The organism is Algoriphagus sp. UBA3586, from assembly GCF_002376385.1.
GTDB classification, from domain to species: domain Bacteria; phylum Bacteroidota; class Bacteroidia; order Cytophagales; family Cyclobacteriaceae; genus Algoriphagus; species Algoriphagus ornithinivorans.
Genome location: NZ_DFMT01000045.1, coordinates 98,125 through 119,839, shown reverse-complemented (window position 1 = coordinate 119,839; position 21,715 = coordinate 98,125). Strand labels below are relative to the sequence as shown.

17 protein-coding genes and 1 pseudogene are annotated in these 21,715 nt (G+C 37.6%); 11 read left to right on the top strand and 7 right to left on the bottom strand.

Annotated features, from left to right (window positions below):
- Positions 1-2: 2 nt before the first annotated feature.
- Complete coding sequence (locus B2906_RS16150) at positions 3-1,745, bottom strand: GMC family oxidoreductase (protein WP_219956802.1); 1,743 nt, start codon at positions 1,743-1,745, stop codon at positions 3-5.
- A gap of 403 nt (positions 1,746-2,148) precedes the next feature.
- Between B2906_RS16150 and B2906_RS16145 the strand changes: the two genes are divergently transcribed.
- The 3 genes from B2906_RS16145 to B2906_RS16135 are packed head-to-tail and all read left to right on the top strand — an operon-like array spanning position 2,149 to position 4,560.
- Entirely contained in the window at positions 2,149-3,012 is an 864-nt protein-coding gene (locus B2906_RS16145; RefSeq protein ID WP_286941724.1) for a 3-keto-5-aminohexanoate cleavage protein, read from the top strand.
- 6 nt (positions 3,013-3,018) lie between these two features.
- Positions 3,019-3,867 (top strand): glycosyltransferase family 2 protein, encoded by an 849-nt coding sequence (locus tag B2906_RS16140; RefSeq protein WP_286941723.1) that lies wholly within the window; start codon positions 3,019-3,021, stop codon positions 3,865-3,867.
- Positions 3,868-3,900: 33 nt separating this feature from the next.
- Positions 3,901-4,560 carry a hypothetical protein gene (locus B2906_RS16135; protein WP_286941721.1) on the top strand — a complete coding sequence of 220 codons (660 nt, stop codon included), beginning with the start codon at positions 3,901-3,903 and terminating at the stop codon, positions 4,558-4,560.
- 27 nt (positions 4,561-4,587) lie between these two features.
- Here B2906_RS16135 and B2906_RS16130 read toward each other — a convergent pair whose 3' ends face one another.
- Entirely contained in the window at positions 4,588-5,274 is a 687-nt protein-coding gene (locus B2906_RS16130) for an arylesterase (RefSeq protein WP_286941719.1), read from the bottom strand.
- Between the two features lie 254 nt (positions 5,275-5,528).
- Between B2906_RS16130 and B2906_RS16125 the strand changes: the two genes are divergently transcribed.
- The 8 genes and pseudogenes from B2906_RS16125 to B2906_RS18985 form a co-directional block, all read left to right on the top strand.
- A complete protein-coding gene (locus B2906_RS16125; RefSeq protein WP_286941717.1) occupies positions 5,529-6,206 on the top strand; it encodes an ABC transporter ATP-binding protein in 678 nt (225 codons plus the stop codon).
- Positions 6,199-8,724, top strand: a complete 2,526-nt coding sequence (locus tag B2906_RS16120; RefSeq protein WP_286941716.1) for an ABC transporter permease — start codon at positions 6,199-6,201, stop codon at positions 8,722-8,724. The genes B2906_RS16125 and B2906_RS16120 overlap by 8 nt, the downstream gene beginning before the upstream one ends.
- 364 nt (positions 8,725-9,088) lie before the next feature.
- Positions 9,089-10,303 (top strand): tyrosine-type recombinase/integrase, encoded by a 1,215-nt coding sequence (locus B2906_RS16115; RefSeq protein ID WP_286941715.1) that lies wholly within the window; start codon positions 9,089-9,091, stop codon positions 10,301-10,303.
- A 168-nt stretch (positions 10,304-10,471) separates the two neighbouring features.
- Entirely contained in the window at positions 10,472-11,065 is a 594-nt protein-coding gene (locus tag B2906_RS16110) for a hypothetical protein (protein WP_286941714.1), read from the top strand.
- Positions 11,066-11,288: 223 nt separating this feature from the next.
- Positions 11,289-11,612 (top strand): hypothetical protein, encoded by a 324-nt coding sequence (locus tag B2906_RS16105; protein ID WP_286941713.1) that lies wholly within the window; start codon positions 11,289-11,291, stop codon positions 11,610-11,612.
- Between the two features lie 5 nt (positions 11,613-11,617).
- On the top strand, positions 11,618-13,003 hold the full coding sequence (locus B2906_RS16100; protein WP_286941712.1) for a hypothetical protein: 1,386 nt from the start codon (positions 11,618-11,620) through the stop codon (positions 13,001-13,003).
- Between the two features lie 640 nt (positions 13,004-13,643).
- A complete protein-coding gene (locus B2906_RS16095) occupies positions 13,644-13,943 on the top strand; it encodes a hypothetical protein (RefSeq protein ID WP_286941711.1) in 300 nt (99 codons plus the stop codon).
- Positions 13,944-13,961: 18 nt separating this feature from the next.
- A pseudogene (locus B2906_RS18985) lies at positions 13,962-14,174 on the top strand (phage integrase SAM-like domain-containing protein); the annotation flags it as partial.
- Positions 14,175-14,206: 32 nt separating this feature from the next.
- Here the strand turns inward: B2906_RS18985 and B2906_RS16090 are convergent.
- Genes B2906_RS16090 through B2906_RS16070 form a run of 5 tightly spaced genes read right to left on the bottom strand, consistent with a single transcriptional unit; the run spans position 14,207 to position 21,648 of the window.
- Positions 14,207-15,820, bottom strand: a complete 1,614-nt coding sequence (locus B2906_RS16090) for a type I restriction-modification system subunit M (RefSeq protein WP_286941710.1) — start codon at positions 15,818-15,820, stop codon at positions 14,207-14,209.
- A 4-nt stretch (positions 15,821-15,824) separates the two neighbouring features.
- Positions 15,825-16,859 carry a type II toxin-antitoxin system antitoxin DNA ADP-ribosyl glycohydrolase DarG gene (darG, locus tag B2906_RS16085; RefSeq protein ID WP_286941709.1) on the bottom strand — a complete coding sequence of 345 codons (1,035 nt, stop codon included), beginning with the start codon at positions 16,857-16,859 and terminating at the stop codon, positions 15,825-15,827.
- Between the two features lie 3 nt (positions 16,860-16,862).
- Positions 16,863-17,486: a type II toxin-antitoxin system toxin DNA ADP-ribosyl transferase DarT gene (gene darT / locus B2906_RS16080; protein WP_286941708.1), complete on the bottom strand. Its 624-nt coding sequence runs from the start codon at positions 17,484-17,486 to the stop codon at positions 16,863-16,865.
- Positions 17,487-17,489: 3 nt separating this feature from the next.
- Positions 17,490-18,689: a restriction endonuclease subunit S gene (locus B2906_RS16075; protein ID WP_286941707.1), complete on the bottom strand. Its 1,200-nt coding sequence runs from the start codon at positions 18,687-18,689 to the stop codon at positions 17,490-17,492.
- The gene (locus tag B2906_RS16070; protein WP_286941706.1) at positions 18,682-21,648 is read right to left on the bottom strand and encodes a type I restriction endonuclease subunit R; all 2,967 of its coding nucleotides are present in this window, start codon (positions 21,646-21,648) and stop codon (positions 18,682-18,684) included. Before B2906_RS16070 ends, B2906_RS16075 begins: the two co-directional genes overlap by 8 nt.
- Between the last annotated feature and the right edge of the window lie 67 nt (positions 21,649-21,715).

The window sequence follows — 21,715 nt, the reverse complement described above, 5'->3', positions numbered from 1 at the left end:
GCTTAGATATTTTTCTTTTTCAACTGATCAACTATATAATCTGATGTTCTCCATGAAAGAGCCAAGATAGTCCAGGTTGGATTTTTGTCTGCCTGTGATACAAATGACCCAGCATCTACTACAAATAAGTTTTTGCAGTCATGTGCCTGACAATTGGAATTCAACACAGATGATTTAGGGTCATTTCCCATTCTGGTAGTTCCTACTTCATGGATAATTCTACCCGGAGCAGCCAAACCATACTTGCTTTCCGGCCCAGGTTTTTTGCCTAAAAGAATTGCTCCGGCATTGGTCAGGATTTCTTCAAAAGTATCCTGCATGTGTTTAGCTTGTTTGATTTCCTGATCTGTCCAATTGTAGTTGAATCTCAAAACAGGAATTCCATATTTATCCACCACATTGGGGTCTATTTCACAGTAATTGTCATAACGAGGAACGCTTTCACCCCGTCCTGACATGCCTAAGGTAGACCCGTATATTCTTCGAATGTCTTTTTTCAATCCTTCACCATAGCCTCCATTTGGACTAGGGTTTCCAAACTCATCTTTGATATACTGTCGCATACTATCCATACTCATGCCTGTGCCATAGGCTGGCTGACCCATGCCTCCCCAGTATTCGATATGGTAACCCCGGGCGAAGTCTAGTTTTTTGTTATCCAGCCACCATGGAGTATACATATGCATACCTCCAACGCCATCTTCATTATAGCGTTCACGATCGATCAAATCAGGCATGATACCCATTCGATCAGCTCCGGTAGAGTCATGGAGATACCTTCCTAATGCACCGGAATCAGCCCCAATCCCATTCGGATGGCTTTTGGATTTGGAGTTCATCATAATTCTTGCGGATTCGCAGGCCGAAGCTCCTAATACTACTACCCGAGACTTCAACTTGTATTCCTTCATATCCATTTTGGAAACAAAAGATACTCCAGTTGCCAAACCTTGGTCGTCTGTGGTAACCTTTCTCACCATGGAGTGAGTATAAAGGTCCACTTTTCCTTTTTTCATAGCTGGGTGCACCAAACAGGTTCCTGCTGAGAAATCCGCATATGCCTGACAAGCCCGATTACATTGAGCGCAAAAAAAGCAAACACCCCGCTCATTGTTGATAGGTCGGGTTAGCATGGAAAGTCTGGACGGAATCATCGGAATAGCAGCCTTGTCTGCTCCTTTTTTGATGAAAAGTTCATGTAGTCTAGGCTTGGGAGGGGGTAAGAAGAAACCATCAGGTTCATTATAAATGCCTTCTTTAGTTCCAAAAACTCCAATCAGCTTATCTACTTTGTCATAATATGGTTTGACATCTTCGTATCCAATCGGCCAATCATCTCCCAATCCATCAATGCTGGCTCTTTTGAAATCATTAGGTCCAAATCGCAAAGAAATTCTTCCCCAGTGATTGGTTCTCCCACCGACCATTCTTGATCTAAACCAATCGAATTGGGTGCCGTCTTTTCTGGTATAAGGTTCCCCTTCAATATCCCAGCCTCCAATTGCTTGGTCAAAGTCTCCGAAAGGTCGGATTCTTGTTCCAGCACCCCTTCTTGGCGATTCCCATGGCGGTCTAAGTTGTGTTCTGTCCTCGTCTTTGGCAGGGTCAAAATCTCCACCTGCTTCCACTACGGCAACGGATAATCCTGCTTCAGAGAGAACTTTGGATGCCATCCCGCCACCGGCTCCGGAACCTACGATGATCACGTCATAAGCTTGTCCGGATTCTTTGATTTGAAAACTCATTTTCAAAAATTTTTAATGAAGTTGAAAATATAGAGCAAAAATTTCGAGTATAAAAAGGAATTATCGGAGAATTTTGAATTTGATCTACATTGTAAAAAGCCTTTTTCAATTTGTATATTGCTTAGTGCTCAATCCCCAATTAGAAAGATTCGGAACATTATGGAAAAAAAATGCTTTTATTTAAAATAGATTTTTGTTTTTTGAGCTATAATTTAAATTCTACTCTGATTTTATTGCTTGCACCATATGTCGAAATGAAGGATATGGTTTTCTATTTCTTGGTAATTAAAGGAGTATGAATGCTTCCTTTAAAATCAGAACACTTTATAAGTGATTGGATTTCAGATAATTTCAATAAAATTATAATTTTGATTAACCATCAACTAAATAGCATTGTGTATTAATGAAGAATCAAATTCTAATTAATTTTTGTCCGACTGGAATGGTCCCACAAAAATCAATCACACCACATGTGCCAATTTCTCCCCAAGAAATAATAGAACAGACTCATGAAGCTTACGAGTTAGGTATTACTATTGCCCATTTGCATGCAAGGGATGAAGAGGGTACTCCTACTTATAAAAAGACAACTTATAGGGATATTTTTGAGGGGGTAAGAAAGCATTGTCCGAAACTTATAATTTGTGGCAGTAGTTCAGGCAGGAATTTCAGCGAGTTTGAAAAAAGGTCTGAGGTAATAGAGCTTCAGCCAGATATGTGTTCATTAACACTTTCTTCTTTAAATTTTTTGAAGCAAGCTTCAGTTAATGACCCAGATATGATAATTGCCTTAGCAGAAAAAATGGTAGATAATGGTGTTGTTCCTGAATTGGAGTGCTTTGACTTAGGGATGATCAATTATGGAAAATATTTAATAAAAAAAGGCATATTAAAAGGACCCTTTTATTGGAATTTGCTTTTTGGAAATATTGCTGGTTTTCAACCAAGTTTAATCCAAATTGGAACAGCGATTCAGGAAATCCCTGAGAGTCATATTTTTTCTTTAGGAGGACTGGGAGAACACCAATTGGCGGTTAATTCTATAGCTATTGCTCAAGGCTACGGTGTTAGGATAGGATTAGAGGATAATATTTGGTGGGATGAAAAAAGAACACGCCATTGTACTAATTTAGAGCTGGTTAGGCGAATTCACGACTTAATCTTAATCCACGGAAGGGAACTTCTAACCTCAGAAACTTTGAGAAAAATAGGTTTTTTTAATAAAAAGAAATTGGAGAAAATTAATTTACCAGTTTCTTCCAATTAATTAATAGTGGAATATTTAGGAGAAGATAAACAAATTAACCAACTAATCCCTCTTGTTTCGGTCTGTGTTCCTGCATTTCAGCATGAGCCTTTTATCGAAAAATGCCTTGAAAGTATCTTAAGACAGGAAACAAGTTTTGATTATGAGATTTGTGTAGGAGAAGATTGTAGCACAGATCGAACACGTGAAATCTGTATTGCCTTAGCTGATCGGTACCCGAATAAAATTAGGTTGTTTCTTAGAGATGAGAAGGAAAAAGCCCGTAGGAAAGGAAAGTGGAAAGGAAAATACAACCATATGGCCCTTCATCGAGAAGCAAGAGGCAAATATGTTTGTATTTGTGATGGAGATGATTTTTGGACGGACCCAAAAAAGCTACAAATGCAAGTAGAGGTAATGGAAAAGTATCCGGATGCCTCGATATGTATCACCAATACCTTAATTGAGGGGGATGAGAAAGACCATATAATGGATCTCCCCTCAAATTTCACGATTTTTACACCTTCCCAATTACGCAAAAAAAACTATATGGGACATATAAGTAGTTGGATGATGAGGAATGAAATGCATATTTTACATCAAAAGAAGGTTTTGGAAAAATCCTCCTATCTAGATATGCTCATTTTTACTTTTTACAAGCTTCGAGGAAATACCATCTTTATCCCAAAAGTTACTTCCTGCTATGTGAACAACCAAAGAGGGATTTTTAGGTCAGCTTCAAAAAAGAAGAACCATTTGGAAATGTATAGGATTAATTGGCTTCTATTTTACTATTTGCATAAAGACCCTATTCATTTTCTCCGGTCTATGTTATATCAATTAAGAAGATATTATGTCAACTTCATTAAATCTTGAAATGAATAATTTGATTTCTAAAGAAGGTTTGATATGAAACAACTGATTATACTTGGTCATAGTAATGGAGGGATCCCGATCTTGGTTGATCAAGCCACAGAAGTGTTAGGAGTTGAAAAGTTTATAGTAATTAAGAACTTCGATCTACCTGATATTGAATTAGAAAAATCCGGATTCTCAATAAGCTTTCTTTCAGAAAGGGATTTTGATTTCTCTAAAATAGGCAGCCGGTCAGTTCAATTTGGGGTTCATAATTGCCCTGCAAAAAAGATCCTTTTTGATCATTTCAACAGCAAATATGGGATTGATAAATCAAGCTATGTTAGTCTAATCCATCCCACTTCCTACATGGCGCAATCTGCAAAAGTTGGAATGGGAGCATTCGTCGAACCATTGACTGTTATTTCTTCTTTGGTTCAGTTAAAATTCGGAGTGACAATCAAACGCTCTGCATCCATTGGACATCATTCTATCCTTCATGATTTTGTTTGCATTAACCCAGGTGCAGTTGTTTCTGGCTTTGTTGAGGTTGGGGAAGGAACAGTGATAGGTTCTGGTGCAGTGATTTCCAACAATATCAAAATAGGTAGTGGTAGCCTCATTGGCGCTGGAAGCGTAGTGACTAAAGACATTCCGGATGGAGTAATCGCCTTTGGAAATCCTTGTAAAGTAGTTCGCGAAAACCAAAACTGAAATTCGTTTTATTTCCAGTTAAAGCAATTAATCAATAATTGATTGAATAAAAGGCCATACTGTTTCAAATACTATTTGATGTCCTTCTTCGGTAGGGTGAATTCCATCTGGAAGATTCAAGTCTGGATTTCCGGCTACTCCTTCCAATAGGAATGGAATAAGGGTTACATTTTTTTCTTTGGCAACCGCAGGATAGATTTCCTGAAATTCTTTGGTGTATTCCTGACCCATATTAGGTGGAATCTGCATGCCAGCGAGGATGATTTTGGTTTGAGGGTATTTTTCCCTGACCTTATCTATAATTGCATTTAAGTTACTCTTGGTCTCACTCAGTTGAATCCCTCTCAAACCGTCATTACCTCCAAGTTCCAGGATGAAGATTTCAGGCTGATCTTCCAAAAACCAATCTAATCTGCTCAAGCCTCCTGCGGTAGTTTCTCCACTCAGTCCTCCATTGATTACTTTATAATTTAGATTGAGACTATCTATCCGTTTTTGTACCAATCCGGCGAATGCATCTTCTTGGTCTATCCCATATCCAGCTGTCAGGCTGTTTCCAAAGAATAGAATGGTTTTTTTATCCTCTTGTTGTAATTCATTTTGGGCTGACTCGATATCGTCCACCTTTTGGGTTTGTTTCGATTCCGAACAGGAGAAAAAGGCAAAGCTTCCAAAGATTATAATACTCAGGAATAAGAAGTTTAATTTTTTCATAGATCAGTTTACTTGTTCTAATTAAGGCATTTCAAAGAAAAAAGTTCGCGCCAGCAAAGGAAAAACTACCCAAGGCTGATAATTAAGCAGATTTTAACAGTTCGGAACCAAATATTACCAATCAGCAGTTTATCTCAAGTATATCCCTGCTTTTATTTTAACTTAGAAATCACTCTGTTGAAATCCATTTTATTTTAACAAAGGATCTTTTAGGATCGTTTTACTAGTTTATACCCGTTTCATCATCCAACTCTATGACCATACTTTCAATTAAGAATTTGTGTAAAACCTACCAAAGCGGAAGTCGAAAGCTGACTGTTTTGGACCAAGTAAATTTTGATATCAATTCCGGAGAAACCATCGCTATTGTTGGGCCATCCGGTAGTGGAAAAACAACATTATTGGGGCTTTGTGCTGGTTTGGATTCCTCATCAACTGGATCTGTTGTTCTCAATGGAAAAGCTCTGGAAAGTCTCTCGGAAGATCAAAGAGCTGCTGTAAGAAGTCAAGATGTGGGTTTTATATTTCAAAATTTTCAATTGTTGCCAACCCTGACTGCCTTGGAAAATGTAATGGTTCCTCTGGAGCTCAAAAAGCGAAAGGACGCCCGGGGAAAGGCAATGGAGCTGTTAGAAAAAGTAGGCTTGAAAGATCGAGCAACTCATTATCCTACCCAGCTATCAGGTGGTGAGCAGCAGCGGGTCTCAATCGCTAGGGCTTTTGCAAATGAACCTAAAATACTTTTCGCAGATGAGCCTACTGGAAACTTGGACACAGAAACCGGGGAGATGATAGAAAAGTTGATTTTTGATCTCAATACAGAAAAAGGCACCACTTTAGTGCTTGTGACCCACGATTTGGAACTTGCCGGAAAAACGCAGCGAATCATTCATATCAAGGGCGGAAAGATACAGGAGGATGCAAATGCCTGATTTTGGATGGATAATAAAGATGGCTTTCCGGGATTTCCGGAAAAACATCTCCCGATTACTCTTGTTCGTTTCCTCCATTGTAGTTGGAATAGCGGCGCTTGTGGCTATTAGTTCTTTTGGAGAAAATCTTACCCAGGATATTGACAATCAGGCCAAAGAGCTTTTGGGAGCCGATTTGGTTTTGGAAAATAGCAAACCGATAGGTGACCAGCCAATTGATTCCATTGCAACCCAAACAGCATCTGAAGTTAATTTTGCCTCCATGGTTGCCTTCCCTCAGACTGGTGCCAGTAGGCTCACTCAGGTTAGAGCCTTGGAAGGAGCTTTCCCCTTTTATGGATTTCTAGAAACCGTTCCCGCAGAAGGAGATGCCGATTTTCGCTCTGGAGGGAAGAAAGCCTTGGTTGAAAAAACGCTCATGGCGCAGTTCAACGCTGAAGTTGGTGACTTGATTAAAATAGGAGAAGTAGAATTTGAGATTGCCGGCGAACTTCAAAAAGTACCCGGCCAAACTGGAATCACGGCTACCGTTGCTCCTGCTGTCTATATTCCTTTGGAGTATTTGGAAGAAACTGGATTGGTTCAATATGGAAGCCGGGTCGAGTATAATAGATATTTTCAGTTTACTGAAGGGACGGATGTAGAGGCGCTGATTGAACCTTACAATGAACAATGGGAAATAGATCGTGTAGATGCGGATACTGTGGAGGACCGAAAAAGATCCACGGGAAGGTCTTTTGGTAATCTTTCCAACTTCCTTTCTTTAGTCGCATTTATTGCTCTTTTGCTGGGCTGTGTTGGTGTAGCCTCTGCTGTCAATGTGTTTGTTAAAGAGAAACTAGCTTCAGTGGCAGTTTTGAGATGTTTGGGAGTTTCCTCTAGGGATGCACTATATATCTATCTCTTTGAAATCAAAATCATGGGGCTAGTAGGAGCAGTTTTAGGTGCCTTTTTAGGTACACTGCTTCAATTTGTACTTCCCGCGGTTTTTGCTGATTTTCTTCCTGTAGAGGTCACGGTCGGAGTCTCTTGGCTTTCAGTAGGATTCGGGATAATCACGGGGCTTTTTGTTTCTGTGCTATTTGCCATGCTCCCTTTACTGAAAGTTCGAAATGTTTCCCCAATGGCAACATTAAGACCTGAAATTGCAGATTCTAGGCTGTTGAAAGATCCTTTGAGATGGTTAGTGATCATAGGAATTTTACTTTTCATCTGGGGATTCAGTTTTTACCTGCTGAAGTCGGTGCAATTAGCCTTTGGTTTCTCGGGTTTTGTGGTCTTTGCTTTCGGGATTCTCTGGGCTGTGGGACAATTGATCATGTGGGCAGTACGGAAATTTCTTCCGATATCATTGAGATATACTTTAAGGCAAGCTTTAGCCAACCTATATAGACCCAATAATCAGACTATATCTCTGATTGCTACTATAGGCTTGGGGACTGCTATGATTAGTACCTTGTTTTTCCTACAAAACCAACTATTGGAGGAAGCCAAGTTTGCCGATAAAGAAGATCAGCCCAATATGCTGATGTTTGACATTCAAACCCCTCAATTGGAGAATGTGAAAAGCAAACTGACCGACAGGGGTTTGAGGATTCTGCAGGATGTACCAATTGTGACCATGCAGCTCAATGAAATTAATGGGATTGATAAGCAGGAAAACGAGGAATTGTCGGAGGAAGAAGATTATTCCAGATGGTTATACAATCGGGAGTTTAGAGTTACCTACAGGGATACCTTAATATCTTCTGAGACATTGGCGCAGGGGGAGTTAATCCCAACCGGAACTAGGGGAGATTCTATATTTGTGAGTTTCGCCAGAGATTTTGCCGAAGGAAATAATCTGAAAATCGGGGATGAGATAGAGTTCAACGTGCAGGGGAGACCCATCAAAACCTATATTGGGAGTTTCAGGGATGTGAAATTCAATCAGGTTTCCACCAATTTTCTGGTTTTATTCCCAACAGGAGTCCTGGAGCAAGCACCAAAATTCCATGTCATTATCACCAAAACCAAAAATGACAGGGAGTCAGCGGATGTACAAGCTGAGATTGTGAGAGAGTTTCCGAATATTTCGGTGGTTAATTTGGGAGCTATTGTAGAGACCTTGGAAGATATTCTCAATAAAATCAGTTTTGTGATTCAGTTCATGGCTTTCTTTAGTATTGCTACGGGCATTTTGGTCTTGATTAGTTCACTAATCATCAGTAAGTATCAGCGGATGAGGGAGAGTATTCTTTTAAGGACTTTGGGAGCAAGTTCTTCCACTGTCCGAAAAATCAATACGATGGAATATTTCTTTCTAGGTTCCTTAGCCTCTCTATCAGGGATTATTTTATCCTTTGTCGCTACTTGGCTTTTAAGTTCCTTTGTTTTTGAAATGAGTTTCCGTCCTGCTTGGGGAGCTGGTCTGGTGCTTTATTTGGCAATTACAGGATTGACCATCATTCTTGGTTGGTTGAATGGTCGAAGAATCATTAATCAGCCTCCAATGGAAATATTGAGGGGGAATGGGTAATAGTTTTTGATCAAAAGAAAAGCCTCTCAGACAAAATCTGAGAGGCTTTTTTTGGTGGAGCTGGCGAGATTCGAACTCGCGTCCAGATAAGGAAACACCGTACCGTCTACATGCTTAGTCACCGATTGGGTTTTCGACCAAACTATGCTGGGTGACACACCTAAGTTTGGCTTAGCGATTAGAACTTAAGCCTGCTTAATCGCATCGCAGGCCGCAGTCCAGTCAAGTCGACACCTCAAATTAGAGTTGCTAAGTAGAGTATAGGTAAGGTAGATTTTATCAATTGCATTTTTGGTTAATAAAATTACAAGATGAGTTGATTTAGAGGGTATCAGTGAGTTCTGCCACTGAATTGCCACTGAAAATGTACCGAACAAAATTTATCCTAAAAAATCCGAGTAAGAAAACTGGAGTAGGTAAGATCTCAATAGAAGTCTATTTCTCAAGAGATGGAAAAAGAGAGCGAATGTACCTTCCAACAGGGGAGGAAATTCCTGAAAAATTCTGGTTAAATGGAGTAGTCTCTAAGTCCTATCCTCACAAAAAACAACTTATTCAAAGGCTGGAACAGAAACTCTTTGAAGTAAAACAACAGCTCTATCAATGGGAACAAGAGCTTGGCTATCTCACGGTAGATTTAATAAAAAACAAACTAGCTGAGAAACCTGTCCAAGAAAGAGATATTCTTACGTTGTTTGATGAATTTATGGAGGTAAAGAAGCTGACAGCCAAGCATAAAATGGTTATTAAGCTCAATACCATCAGGAATCATCTAAAAGTCTTTCTAGGAAGAAGGAGAATGTACCTTGTTGAATACAATCAGATCTTCATTAATAAGTTAACACATTATTGGGAGCAGAAGGTAGGCTTACAGCCAAATACTATCCACAAGAATTTCAGGTTTATTCTGTTGTTTATGAATTACCTCAGAAAAGAATGCCTTCTAGAAAATGAATTCTACAAGGAATTCCAATATCCTAGAATGGTTGAAACCAATACAATAGTACTAACCAAGGATGAAGCGGTAAAGCTGATTCAATATGTCCCAAAGACTATTTCAGAATCCAAAGTGAAGGATTTATTCCTTGTACTCATCTTTACAGGTCTCAGGTTTGGAGATGCAGTCAGGATAAGAAAAAGCTGGGTGAGAGGTGAGTTTCTATTTATCAATACCCAGAAGACAGGTGAAAAAGTATCTATTCCCATCCACACCCATTTAAAAGAGGTATTGGTGAAGTATGAGTATGATCTAACCCCACTCAAAATTTCCAATCAGAAATTCAATGACTATGTCAAGGGTCTCTGCAAGCAAGCTGGAATTACAGACCAGATAGAGATAGTTCGGTATGAAAAGGGTGTGAAGAAGTACCTGACCTTTCCCAAACATCAGCTGATTGCAAGTCATACAGGAAGGAGAACCTTTATTACCAATGCCATATTAGCTGGGATTCCTTTACCCGTAATCCAAAAGATTACTGGGCATAGGAAGCTGTCTACTCTTCAGAAGTATGTGGAGATAGCTGATGAATTCAAAACCAAAGAATTTAATAAGCTAGAGAAATTCTATATTTTAAACTAAAATATACGGGATAAAAATCTTTGGTAATATTCTTTTTTAAATTAAAAATATGATTAAAAGCATATTTAAATTTTGAAAATACCCTGTATAGGGTATTTTTTTTATTAATCTGCTTCCTAACTTTAAATTCTAAATAATTCTAATTCAACCTTTTTAACCAAATTAACTATGAAAACAGTATTTAAATCTTTCATTTTAATCGCTACATGCTTATTTTATTTTGAAAGTTTTTCTCAAGATGTAATTACCAAAAGGGATGGTACTGATATTCAAACCAAAATACTTGAGGTGACTCCAAATGAAATAAAGTATAAAAAATTTGATAATCAATCAGGGCCTACTTTTACCATTCTTATATCTGATGTCTTGATGGTACAATATGAAAACGGGACTCGAGATGTGTTTGATCAAAAAAAATCTAATGCATCAGGTTCAGATAATTTATATGAGTTAGTCGAAAAAGGGCGGCAAGATGCAATGATGAACTATAAAGGACAAAACTCTGGTAGAGGTGGAGTTGCTGCTACTGCTATTCTTTTTGGGCCAGTAATTGGGTTGATTCCAGCTGCAATTATTTCTTCTTCAGAACCTGATGAAGGAAATCTTAATACCCCAAATTTTGAACTAATGAAAGATCCAAATTATCGAAAAGGTTACACTGACCAAGCTGCAAAAACAAAGAAAAAGAAAGTTTGGAAATCTTATGGAATTGCATCTGGAATTTGGTTAGGATTAATTGTGGCTACGTATGCTGCTTATTGAGTTTTGATATAATTAATTTTTATTGTGAGTTGGTATATTATTCAATACCAACTCACAATATTTCGCAAGTAATACGACTTATGCAATTCTTCACTGGAGAACACGTAATTTTCGGTTTCCTTACAGAGTGATTATAGCGGATTTAAAAATAGAGAAGACCTGAAATTCAGCAGTTTGCTTAAAATATTGAAAGGATTAGATATCAGTTTAAAAGAGTTTTTTGATGAAGGATTTACTGGTGAAACCCAAGATAGAAGATAGTGAGCTTGAAGCCAAAATCACTATGGCTGAAGAGTGGAATCAGTTTGAAGTGCCTCAAGTAATTGATGAGCGAATCACTGAGTTGATATATTGGAATGAGGAAAAAGAGCATAAGGCGCTGCTAATTCTGATTGATGAATTTGAAGCAGAAGAGTGTTATATTCGAAAATGTATTTGGTTTAGCACGAGTAATTACCACTATCGCAAACAAGAGGAAGCTAAGGGGGCTTTTTACCAAAGTGGTTTTTGTAAGGAAAGCTGCGTACCTAGGAGGTTTTTAAAATAAAAAATATGGAGAATCAGAAAGAACCGTTATTTATTATTAATGCCAAAAAGGATCTTTTAGAATCTTTAAATCACCATTACAATAAATACCTTAGAGCTTGTAATAAAATCATGAATTTATATACGATTATAAGTTTTAGGTATTACCCGTTTAATGTAAGTGAGATTGAGAATTTTAAGTTGAAGTTAGGAGCTGTTGATATTTTGTTTAAATGTAAAGAAATCGACTTAATTTATTCGTTTTTTTTAATTCAAGAGAGAAAATATGTAAGTGCATTTGCAATTTTAAATGAATTAAGAGATGTTGAATGGAAGATATTAAACGAAAGTGATTTACTTTACCTTTTACTATCTGATCTTCCATCTTCTGTCAACAAACTGAAGTATAAAGATTTAGGAAAAGTTCGTTCATTGTCTAGATTCCCTCTTAAATATTATGAATACGAGCTAAATAATAGTTTGATTAGAAGGGGCTTAGATTTAATTGACTTATATAAAGTAGGTCCTATTATAGATATAGAAGTTTTAGCGAAGGAAAATAAAGAATTGGATTTTTATTTTTCCTTAGCTTATGATTTAGAAAAGCAAAGGGAGCGTGAAGTTTCTTTATTATACTACCAGAAATCTTATTTTACAAATGGAAATATATTTTCTTTGTTGAAAGCTTGTGAATTATGTTTGGCTTTGAAGGATTATGATAAAATGATTTCTCTCAGTCAAATTGGAATAAGACAACGCTTATTTGCTTATTCTTTTTACTATTTTTTTGGATGCTATTATTTAGAGTTTAAAGGTGATGCCAAAAAAGCAATGAGATACCTCTATTATCCTAGACTATTTGAAGATAGAAGGGATGATCATTACACTAAACTAAAAATGGCCTTTTTGAGAATTATGGGAAATTATAGGAGGGAACTTGAAATAATTAAAAGAGGCATTACGTTTAATTTATCTTGGTTGGATCGAAGAGTGTCTTCAAAATTATTTAGAGTTATATCAAATATTAAAGTATTGATAGAAGTTGATAGTCGTAATTATTTAAAATATTTATTTATATTAGATAATCTGGATGATAAGGAGAAATTATATAAATTTCTCTTAAAGTATAGATTTCGTTTAAAAGAATATAATTCGACATTTTCTCTTTTTTTATCAATTTCTTTTTTATATGTTGATGATGAAAGTAATTTTAGATACTTTCTAGAAAATTTTATTTCCAGTTCTTTGGATTATAGTTTTTATAATATTGAGGAAGCGGAAAGAAACAATTCATATTACCTTTCATTGTCTAAAAGAGATTTGTTTAATTCTTTAAGTGATGGGATGTATGGTGATTATGAGGATTTTGGTGGAGATTTAGATGATCTTGATGAAATGGAGGGTAGGGGATAATATTTTAAAAAATTATAATTTTGGTTTTATTTTTACTAAGAGAATAGTGAGCAAATAATCCTTTGGATATCCTAATATTGTTAGATTTTTTGGAATATTTTAATACATGTTTTACAAAAATTATAAGAAGAGTAAATTCTCTGATACATTATTTCTCTTGAATTTATTTTTGTATTGGCAAATCTTTTAGGATTAGTTTTAACTCCGCATAGCGGAAGACCAATTTGGTTAAGAATATGGGCTTTTCCTGTTGGGTATTTTGGATAAATTATTTCCATCTTTTCCTTATAGTGAACTTATCCTCTCAAAAGAAATTTGAGAGGCTTTTTTGGTGGAGCTGGTGAGATTCGAACTCGCGTCCAGATAAGGAAACACCGTACCGTCTACATGCTTAGTCACCGATTGCGTTTTCGACCAAACTATGCTGGGTGACACACCTCAGCTTGGCTTAGCTATTGATCTTAGACTGGCTTAATAGCATCGCCAATCGCAGTCCAGTCAAGTTGACACCTCAAATTAGATGATCTAAGTAGAGTATTGGTAAGGTCAATTTTTTCAATTGCAATTTTGGTTAATAAAATTACAAGATGAGTAGATTTAGAGGGTAGGTGTGAGTTCTGCCACTGAATTGCCACTGAAAATGTACCGAACAAAATATGTCCTAAAAAATCCAAGTAAGAAAACAGGGATTGGAAAGATTGCCATAGAAATCTATTTTTCCAGAGATGGAAAAAGAGAGCGAATGTACCTTCCAACAGGGGAGGAAATTCCTGAAAAATTCTGGTTAAATGGAGTAATCTCTAAATCCTATCCTCAAAAAGGGTCACTTTTCAGAAGGTTAGAAGAGAAGCTCTTTGAATTGAAACAAAAGCTATATCAGTGGGAAAAGGAACTTGGATTCCTTACTGTAGATTTAATAAAGACTAAACTAGCTGAGTAACCTGTACAGGATAAAGACATCCTTACTTTTTTTGAAGAATTCATGGAGGTGAAAAAGTTAACAGCCAAGCATAAAATGTTTATTAAGCTGAATACTATTCGTAACCATCTAAAGGTATTTATAGGTAAGAGGAAAATGTTTCTCATAGACTATAATCAAACCTTCATCAATAAACTGACTGATTTCTGGGAGCAAAATATTGGTTTACAACCTAATACTATCCATAAAAATTTCAGATTTATTGTTTTTGAAATTTCTATACATCAAATCAAATCCAATCCCAATTCCTTCAGATATTCATTATGTTCTTTGGTCTTTAATTCTATCCGTTTATTGATAGAAACCAATCGCTCATTCACCTGCTTTAAATCAATCTGCACTTCATCTTCTGCTGTACTCACATAACGTGAAATATTGAGGTTATAGCCGTTCTTTTCTATCTCTTCCATAGAAACTCTTCTGGCATAGCGTTCGACCTCATCAGGGCGATTTTTATAGGTTTCTACAATGGTATTGATGTTCTCATCATTCAGAGAATTCTGTCGTTTCCCTTTCACATAATGCTCACTGCCATTGATGAAGAGCACATCATCTTCTTTCTTACATTTTTTCAATACCAGAACACAAACAGGTATCCCTGTAGAGTAGAATAGGTTAGATGGAAGACCAATAACTGCATCAATGTTATTATCCTTTAATAGCTTGGTTCTGATCTTTTCTTCTTGTCCTCCACGGAAAAGAACCCCATGAGGAAGGATGATAGCCATTGTGCCCTCATTGCTCAGGAAATGGAAGCCATGTAATAGGAAAGCAAAATCCGCTGCTGATTTAGGGGCTAATCCATAGCTTTTAAATCGAAAATCTTCGCCCATGGCTTCATTAGGTTCCCAACGCAAACTAAATGGTGGATTAGCGACTATCGCATCAAATTCTGTTTTCCTAGCTGGGTTCATCTCATTCAGGATATCCCACTGATTTTTTAAGGTATCACCATGATATATTTCAAACTCGGTATCTTTCATACCATGCAGTAGCATGTTCATTCGAGCTAAGTTATATGTAGTGATGTTGTTCTCCTGCCCGTATATTTTCCCTACCGTGCCTCCATTGTCTTTGATGCGTTTCCGTACATTTAGCAGTAGGGAACCTGAACCACAAGCAAAGTCCAATACATTATCCAATTTACCTTTTTTACCTGTGGAAGGGTCTTGACTATCCAAGGTGACAATTTCTGATAGAATAGTAGATATTTGTTGAGGCGTATAAAACTCACCTGCTTTTTTCCCTGACCCTGCGGCAAACTGACCAATCAAATATTCATATGCATCACCTAAAGTATCTGTGTCAGTAGAAAACTCCGATATACCTTCTGATATCTTCTGAATAATCGTGCAAAGCTTTTTATTTCTATCAGATGGAGTTCTGCCTAACTTTTCTGAATTCAGGTTGATTTCAGAGAACAAACCTTGAAAAGAATTATCAAAGGATTCGTTTTCAATGTAGCGGAAACCTTCTTCCAAAGTGATGAGCAAATCAGAGCTTTGCGTTCTTGCCAATTCGGTGATATTACTCCACAGATGATCTGGCTTGATGACGTAATGCACCTTTCTACGCATCTGCTTTTCAAATTCAGAAATATCTTCTTCATTGTCGGCATACCAGATGGCTAAGGCAGTACGTCCATCATCTTCTGCCAGCATGGGATAATCTGAACCCAATTCCTTTTTAGCTGATTCTTCGTAGTTGGCTGAGAGGTAGCGCAAAAACAAAAAGGAAAGCATGTAATCACGAAACTGATCCGCATTCATGGAACCACGCAAATCATCTGCTATGTTCCAAAGGGTTTTACCCAATCTATCTTGGTCTTTTTGTGTCATTGAACTAAGCTAATTGCTGATTGATGTTATTCAATGCTTTTGAAACAAATAAAGGATTGGCGAACAAGGATCGCTTGCGATCACTCCACGTTTCTAATTCATTCAAAATTTCAGATTCTTTTTCCTTTCCTTTCTCTGATTTAATGAAATCAATGGTTGACAATAACTCCAAACCGAAGGGCGAATAGTAACCAGAAAGAAACTTTTTTGTCTTAGTTACAATTTCGTTGTATGACCGATTTTCGGGCAACTCAAGAAAAGCTCGCACATCTTCTTCTGCATCCATGATTAAGCTCAATTCTTCAAATGGCTTTTTGTCTTTTGAGCTATACCCCATCACATAGCTACCATTAAGATGATAGAGAACATGCCTTACCTTACCAGAGTACGGGCCATAGAAATTAGGTTTGAACTCAAGTTTGAAGGCATCTTTTGCACCGAATCGCTGAAGAAAGTAAGCAACTTTTTCCGAAGCAAACTCAGAAACGAACTCTCCATTACGCACCAAGTCATATAATACGGAAAGCATCATAGCTCGAGCAGGTGTGAGTTTTACGCGCTCCTTCTTTAATGTTTCTTTAATAGCATATGTGGGTTGATACAAGAAAATCTCGCAACCAAGTCCTTGCAATTTGGTTTCTATCATGGTTCTCACTTTAGTCCAATCTAAACCACCGTTACCTGAACCTAATGGAGGAATTGCAATGGATTTAATTTTCTTTTCTTGAATAACATCTACTAAAGCTTTTAAGCCCTTTTCGATATACTCATATTCTGAAGGATAACGCCAATGCGTTTTTGTGGGGAAGTTGATGATGAATTTTTTTCCTGATAGAAGGGATTCTTCTTCGGTGACCAATAAGTGACCAATCTTGAGTTCCTTATTCTCACAAGCTTCCTTGTAAATCTTGTAATTGTTCGGAAACTGGTTTTTGAACTGCAAGGCAATACCTTTTCCCATCACACCAACCGTGTTTACAGTGTTAACAAGGGCCTGTGCCGTGCTATCTAGAATGTTTCCTGTTAAATATTTTATCATGATTTAAAAATATGCGTTTGATCTAATTCGTATTTGTTGCTCTGTCACTCCGAGTCCCATCAGCTGGTTTTTTGCTGCTTCATTTCTTACCACAAAACCTAAAACAGAAGCAATGGGTAAATCTCCCAAAAGCAGAAACTCCGCTTGCATTCGTCTCTTCAAATCCAGATCGGTTGGGCTTTTCCAATCTCTTACGTTCACTGCTTGAAAATCTACTTGATTATCAATATCTGATACATCAGGCGGTTCAAATTGTGAAGAAAATGAATCAACAGCGTGACCATTCGTGTAAACAAACTCCTGATTGGTATCCATAACTTTCTGTACTGAAGTTACACAATAAACAATGTCTTGTGCATTGGTAACAGCGACTCCGTTGAAGCCTTTCTGAATAACATACAGCATTGGCATTCTTGGGCCAAAGTAAAAGGGAATATACTCACCAAGTGTCCTGCCATTATCCAACAAAAATGCATCGCGCGTTGAAATTAATGTGGGATCACCAATGGGTGTAAAGTTTGGATTGGCATTAGCAGAACTTCTATGCGTAATACCATGCAACAGAATATGTGGCACATTAGCAATGTGCGTCATTCGGTACAGGTATATTTTGTTCAAATCTGCCATCACTTAACTTTCAATTTTCGGAAACAACCCCTTCATCAATCCCTTTTTATGCAGCTGCAATTGCTCAATTTTCTCCTGCTGGGCGGTGATGAGTTCATCCACAGCCGAAAGACAGGTAGCGATTTTCTGTTGTTCTTTCGGATTTTTCGGAATTGGTATTGGTATGATATCAAGCTTTTTCCTATTCAATTTTGGCTGAGCCATTCCAGTCAAAAAGTTTTCAATGTTTTTTGAGTTCAAATACATTTCAACCAATACTTGGGTAAACCAATTTTCAAATTTCAATACGTGAGCATGATTATTGACCCATGTTTTGCCTGTTATTGAAAATGCTATTGGATAAACTCTGGCTACTAGGTTTGCCCCATCTTCGGATATGAGAAGTAAGTCTTCATCGAAAATATAATCTTTGACATAGTCGATTATTCCTGAAGCGCCATAGTATGGGATAACACCTTTCTCTCTTTTTGTGCTAGTAATCGGAATGCGTTTTGAATCTAAGTTTTCTGCAATCTTTCCCAACTTCTTCTCCACCCACTCCCCATCACCTTCAAATTCAGGAAAACGAACCTTAGGAGCGGTTTCGCCTTCTTGCGGAAAAAGGTTTTGCAGCAAGCCTTTTTTGTGGTCTTTGAGGGCGTCCAGCTTGTCCTTGTGGGCAGCTATCAGCTCATCTAAGGAAGACAGGCAGGATGCGATTTTTTGTTGTTCAGGTATAGATGGGAGGGTAATATTTATCTGAACTAAGTTTTCATAACTTAATGAATTTCTCACACCGCCTTCAAAAATTAGTTGACTCGAAAATTGGTTTGAAAAAAACCAATTCAATAAGAAAATATCATCAACTTCTTCATAATTCGCTTGAAAGCTGACATACAAAGGGCTGATTATTGAAGTTATGTTCTCATGTTGATAGGCTAAGGAGCCAACATCAATTCTTGATGGATTATAAGCAAAGTAACCTTTTTTTATAACATAGTAATTTGAAGTATCCTTGCTTGCAACTCTTCTATTATCGAAGTAATCTTCTTGATTTATAAACCCATGCTTATTGCTTACACTTTGCACCAAATTGTGCTTCAAAGACTTATTTTTCTTGGAGTTCTTAATCAAGACCTTTCGTAACGGCTGTAATTGCCACTCGCTAGCCCTGTCAAACTCAAGAAACCGCAATTCAGGCATTAATTTCATTTCTTTACTCATAAGGAGCTAATCCAGATATTTCACGCCCTTGGGCTAATTTTTTTAATTGTGGCACCAAGTCTTCCATCAAGGCCAGTTCTTTGGTTCTGCGTTCTTTCCAACTCAATTCCAACGGCTCCAATAAATCGGTGAGCTTTTCCCCGTCAAAAATCATTCGGCTTATGATTTTTTCGACAAAGGTTTTGAGTTCTGCCGTTTGCAAGCCATGCTTACTAGCAATATCCGCCAGTTCTTTGTCGTACTTCTCTACTTTGTAGGTTTCGAAGTTTTGCTTCAGTTCTTCGGCTGTTTGCCCTGTAGTCCAATCTACCTGCTCAATAAAATCCGTCAGGTCTTCTTCTTCTTCCATCAGGTTAGAATTGGATTTCAGTAGACTAATTACCTGCGCCTTGGTCATTTTCTGCTTAGATGGCTTCTTTTGCGTGCTATCAGCAATTAACCCCATGATATAGTCATAATCAATTACCGCTGAAGCAAACAACACAAACTCAAAATCTAATTGCTGAATATCGTCTGGTGCATCTTCACCACCTTTTTGCTGAATTTCTCGTAGTTGCTTGGCGGTTTCTAAATACGAGCTACGGAACTCCTGCAAGGTTTCTTTGGGCAGGATTTTTTCAATTTCTTCTTGCCGCGTTTCATCCAAGTCGGTGTATTGGTCGAGTTGGGTTTTCAGTCGCTGTACCTCCTTGAAGTTTTTTACAAAAGTAATGCGGGCAGCATCTCCTTTCAGATTATATACTTCCTGTGGCTCGTTTACCAAATTATGTTCCTGCATGAAATCTGCAAGCTTTTCTACTGCTTCCCGATATTTATCAATCACCACAGGTGCAGGGTCTACCATCCAGATTTCTTTGGCCTTACCTCCTTCTTCACCAGAGAAGAGCGTGATGGCTTGATTTACTGCTTCCTGCTGGGATCTAAAGTCGAGAATGTTACCATAAGGTTTTGTGTCATTTAGGATCCTGTTAGTGCGGGAAAACGCCTGTATTAAGCCGTGGTATTTCAGGTTCTTATCTACGTACAAGGTGTTCAGATATTTCGAGTCAAATCCAGTCAATAGCATATCCACTACAATGGTGATATCTATCTTTTTTTTGTGTGGATAGTCTTTATTGCTGTACTTCTGATTTTTGATCCGACTTTGAACATCTTGATAGTACAGGTCAAAATTATTGATGTCGTGATTGGTGTCGAATTGGGAATTATAATCAGATATAATTTCCTTCAATGCAGCTTTTTTCTCTTCTGGATTTTGTTTGTTATCTTCTTTTTCCTGTTCTAAATCCTCTTGGATTTGCATAATATCCTTGTTTCCTTCGGCAGGTGGGGAAAATACACATGCAATATTCAGTGGGATAAAATCAGGATTTTCAGCAAGTTTTTGTTTTTGTATTTCCTTAAATAATCGAAAGTGTTCAATGGCATTATTGATCGAAGCAGTAGCCAATACTGCATTAAACTTCCGCTGATTGGTCGCTTTATCATGTTTGGTAATAATAGCATCTACTACCGCTTGTTGTGCAATGGCTTCACCAGATTTTGCCTGAATTGAACCTTCCCCTTTGAAATAGTCTATGTGAAACTTCAGTACATTTCGATCATCTATCGCATGGGTAATGGTATAGGCATGCAATCGCTTCTCAAATATGCTCTCCGTGGTTTTGTAGGTTTCGTATTGATCTTCACGGATTTTTTTTGTGGAATTCTCATCAAAAATGGGAGTACCTGTAAATCCAAATAGTTGAGCTTTAGGGAAAAATTCCTTAATCGCCTTGTGATTTTCTCCAAACTGCGAACGGTGGCACTCATCAAAAATGAATACGATTCGTTTTTCTCGCAGTGGTTCTAATCGTTCTTTATAGTTTCGTTTGTACGTGCCATCTAATGCCAATCCCAATTTTTGAATGGTAGTGACAATTACCTTGTCTTTGTAATCAGAAGAAAGCAGTCTTTTCACCAAAGTTTCGGTATTGGTATTTTCCTCCACACTACCTTCCTGAAATTTATTAAACTCTTCCCTTGTTTGTCGGTCAAGGTCTTTTCTATCTACTACAAAAAGACATTTTTCAATCTCCCGATTATCCTTGAGTAAGGTAGAAGCTTTAAAGGAGGTTAGGGTTTTGCCGCTTCCTGTAGTATGCCAAATAAAGCCGTTTCCACGGTTCTGCTTGACGCAATCATTAATAGCTCGTACTGCATAGATTTGATAGGGTCGCATCACCAGAAGCTTCTGTTCAGTCTCTACCAGCACCATATACTTGCTGATCATTTCACCCAGCGTACATTTTTTTAGAAATCGATCGGTGAAATCTTGCAGATGCTTGATTTTGTTATTCTGCTCATCTGCCAAATGATAGATGGGTAAGAACTGTTCGTGTGCATTGAATTGGAAATGTTGCTTTTTGTTGTTGGCAAAATAAATGGTATTGGAACGGTTGCTGACAATAAACATTTGCATGTAGCACATCAGCGAATTGCCATACCCATTGCCAGCTTCGGTTTTATAATCCACGATTTGCTGCATGGCTTTTCGTGGTGATATATCCAGTCTTTTCAATTCTACCTGAACCAGTGGCAAGCCATTAATCAATAGAAGGATGTCATAGCGTTGGTTGCTATTCTCAGTATTCATCCGCAACTGACTGATCACCTCAAAGTCATTCTTGCACCAATCTTTATTATTCACTAAAGTATAATGCAATGGAGTGCCGTCTTCACGTTGGAAGAATTGCTGTTCTCTTAATTTTTTGGAAGCTTTGAATACATCAGGTTCAATGATTTCTTCACGTAATCGCAAAAATTCACTATCGGTCAAATGAACCCGATTCAGCGTCTCAAACTTGGTTTTGAAATTCTGTTCAAGCGACTTCCTATCGACAATATCAGGACGATGGGTATATTTCAGACCTATTAGCTGCTTGATTAGATTTGCTTCTATCTGATATTCTTTGGTCATTTAGATGTATTCGATTTCTGGAAAAGTGGAAGATTGGATATGGATTAAAGATCGAGCAAGCAATCAC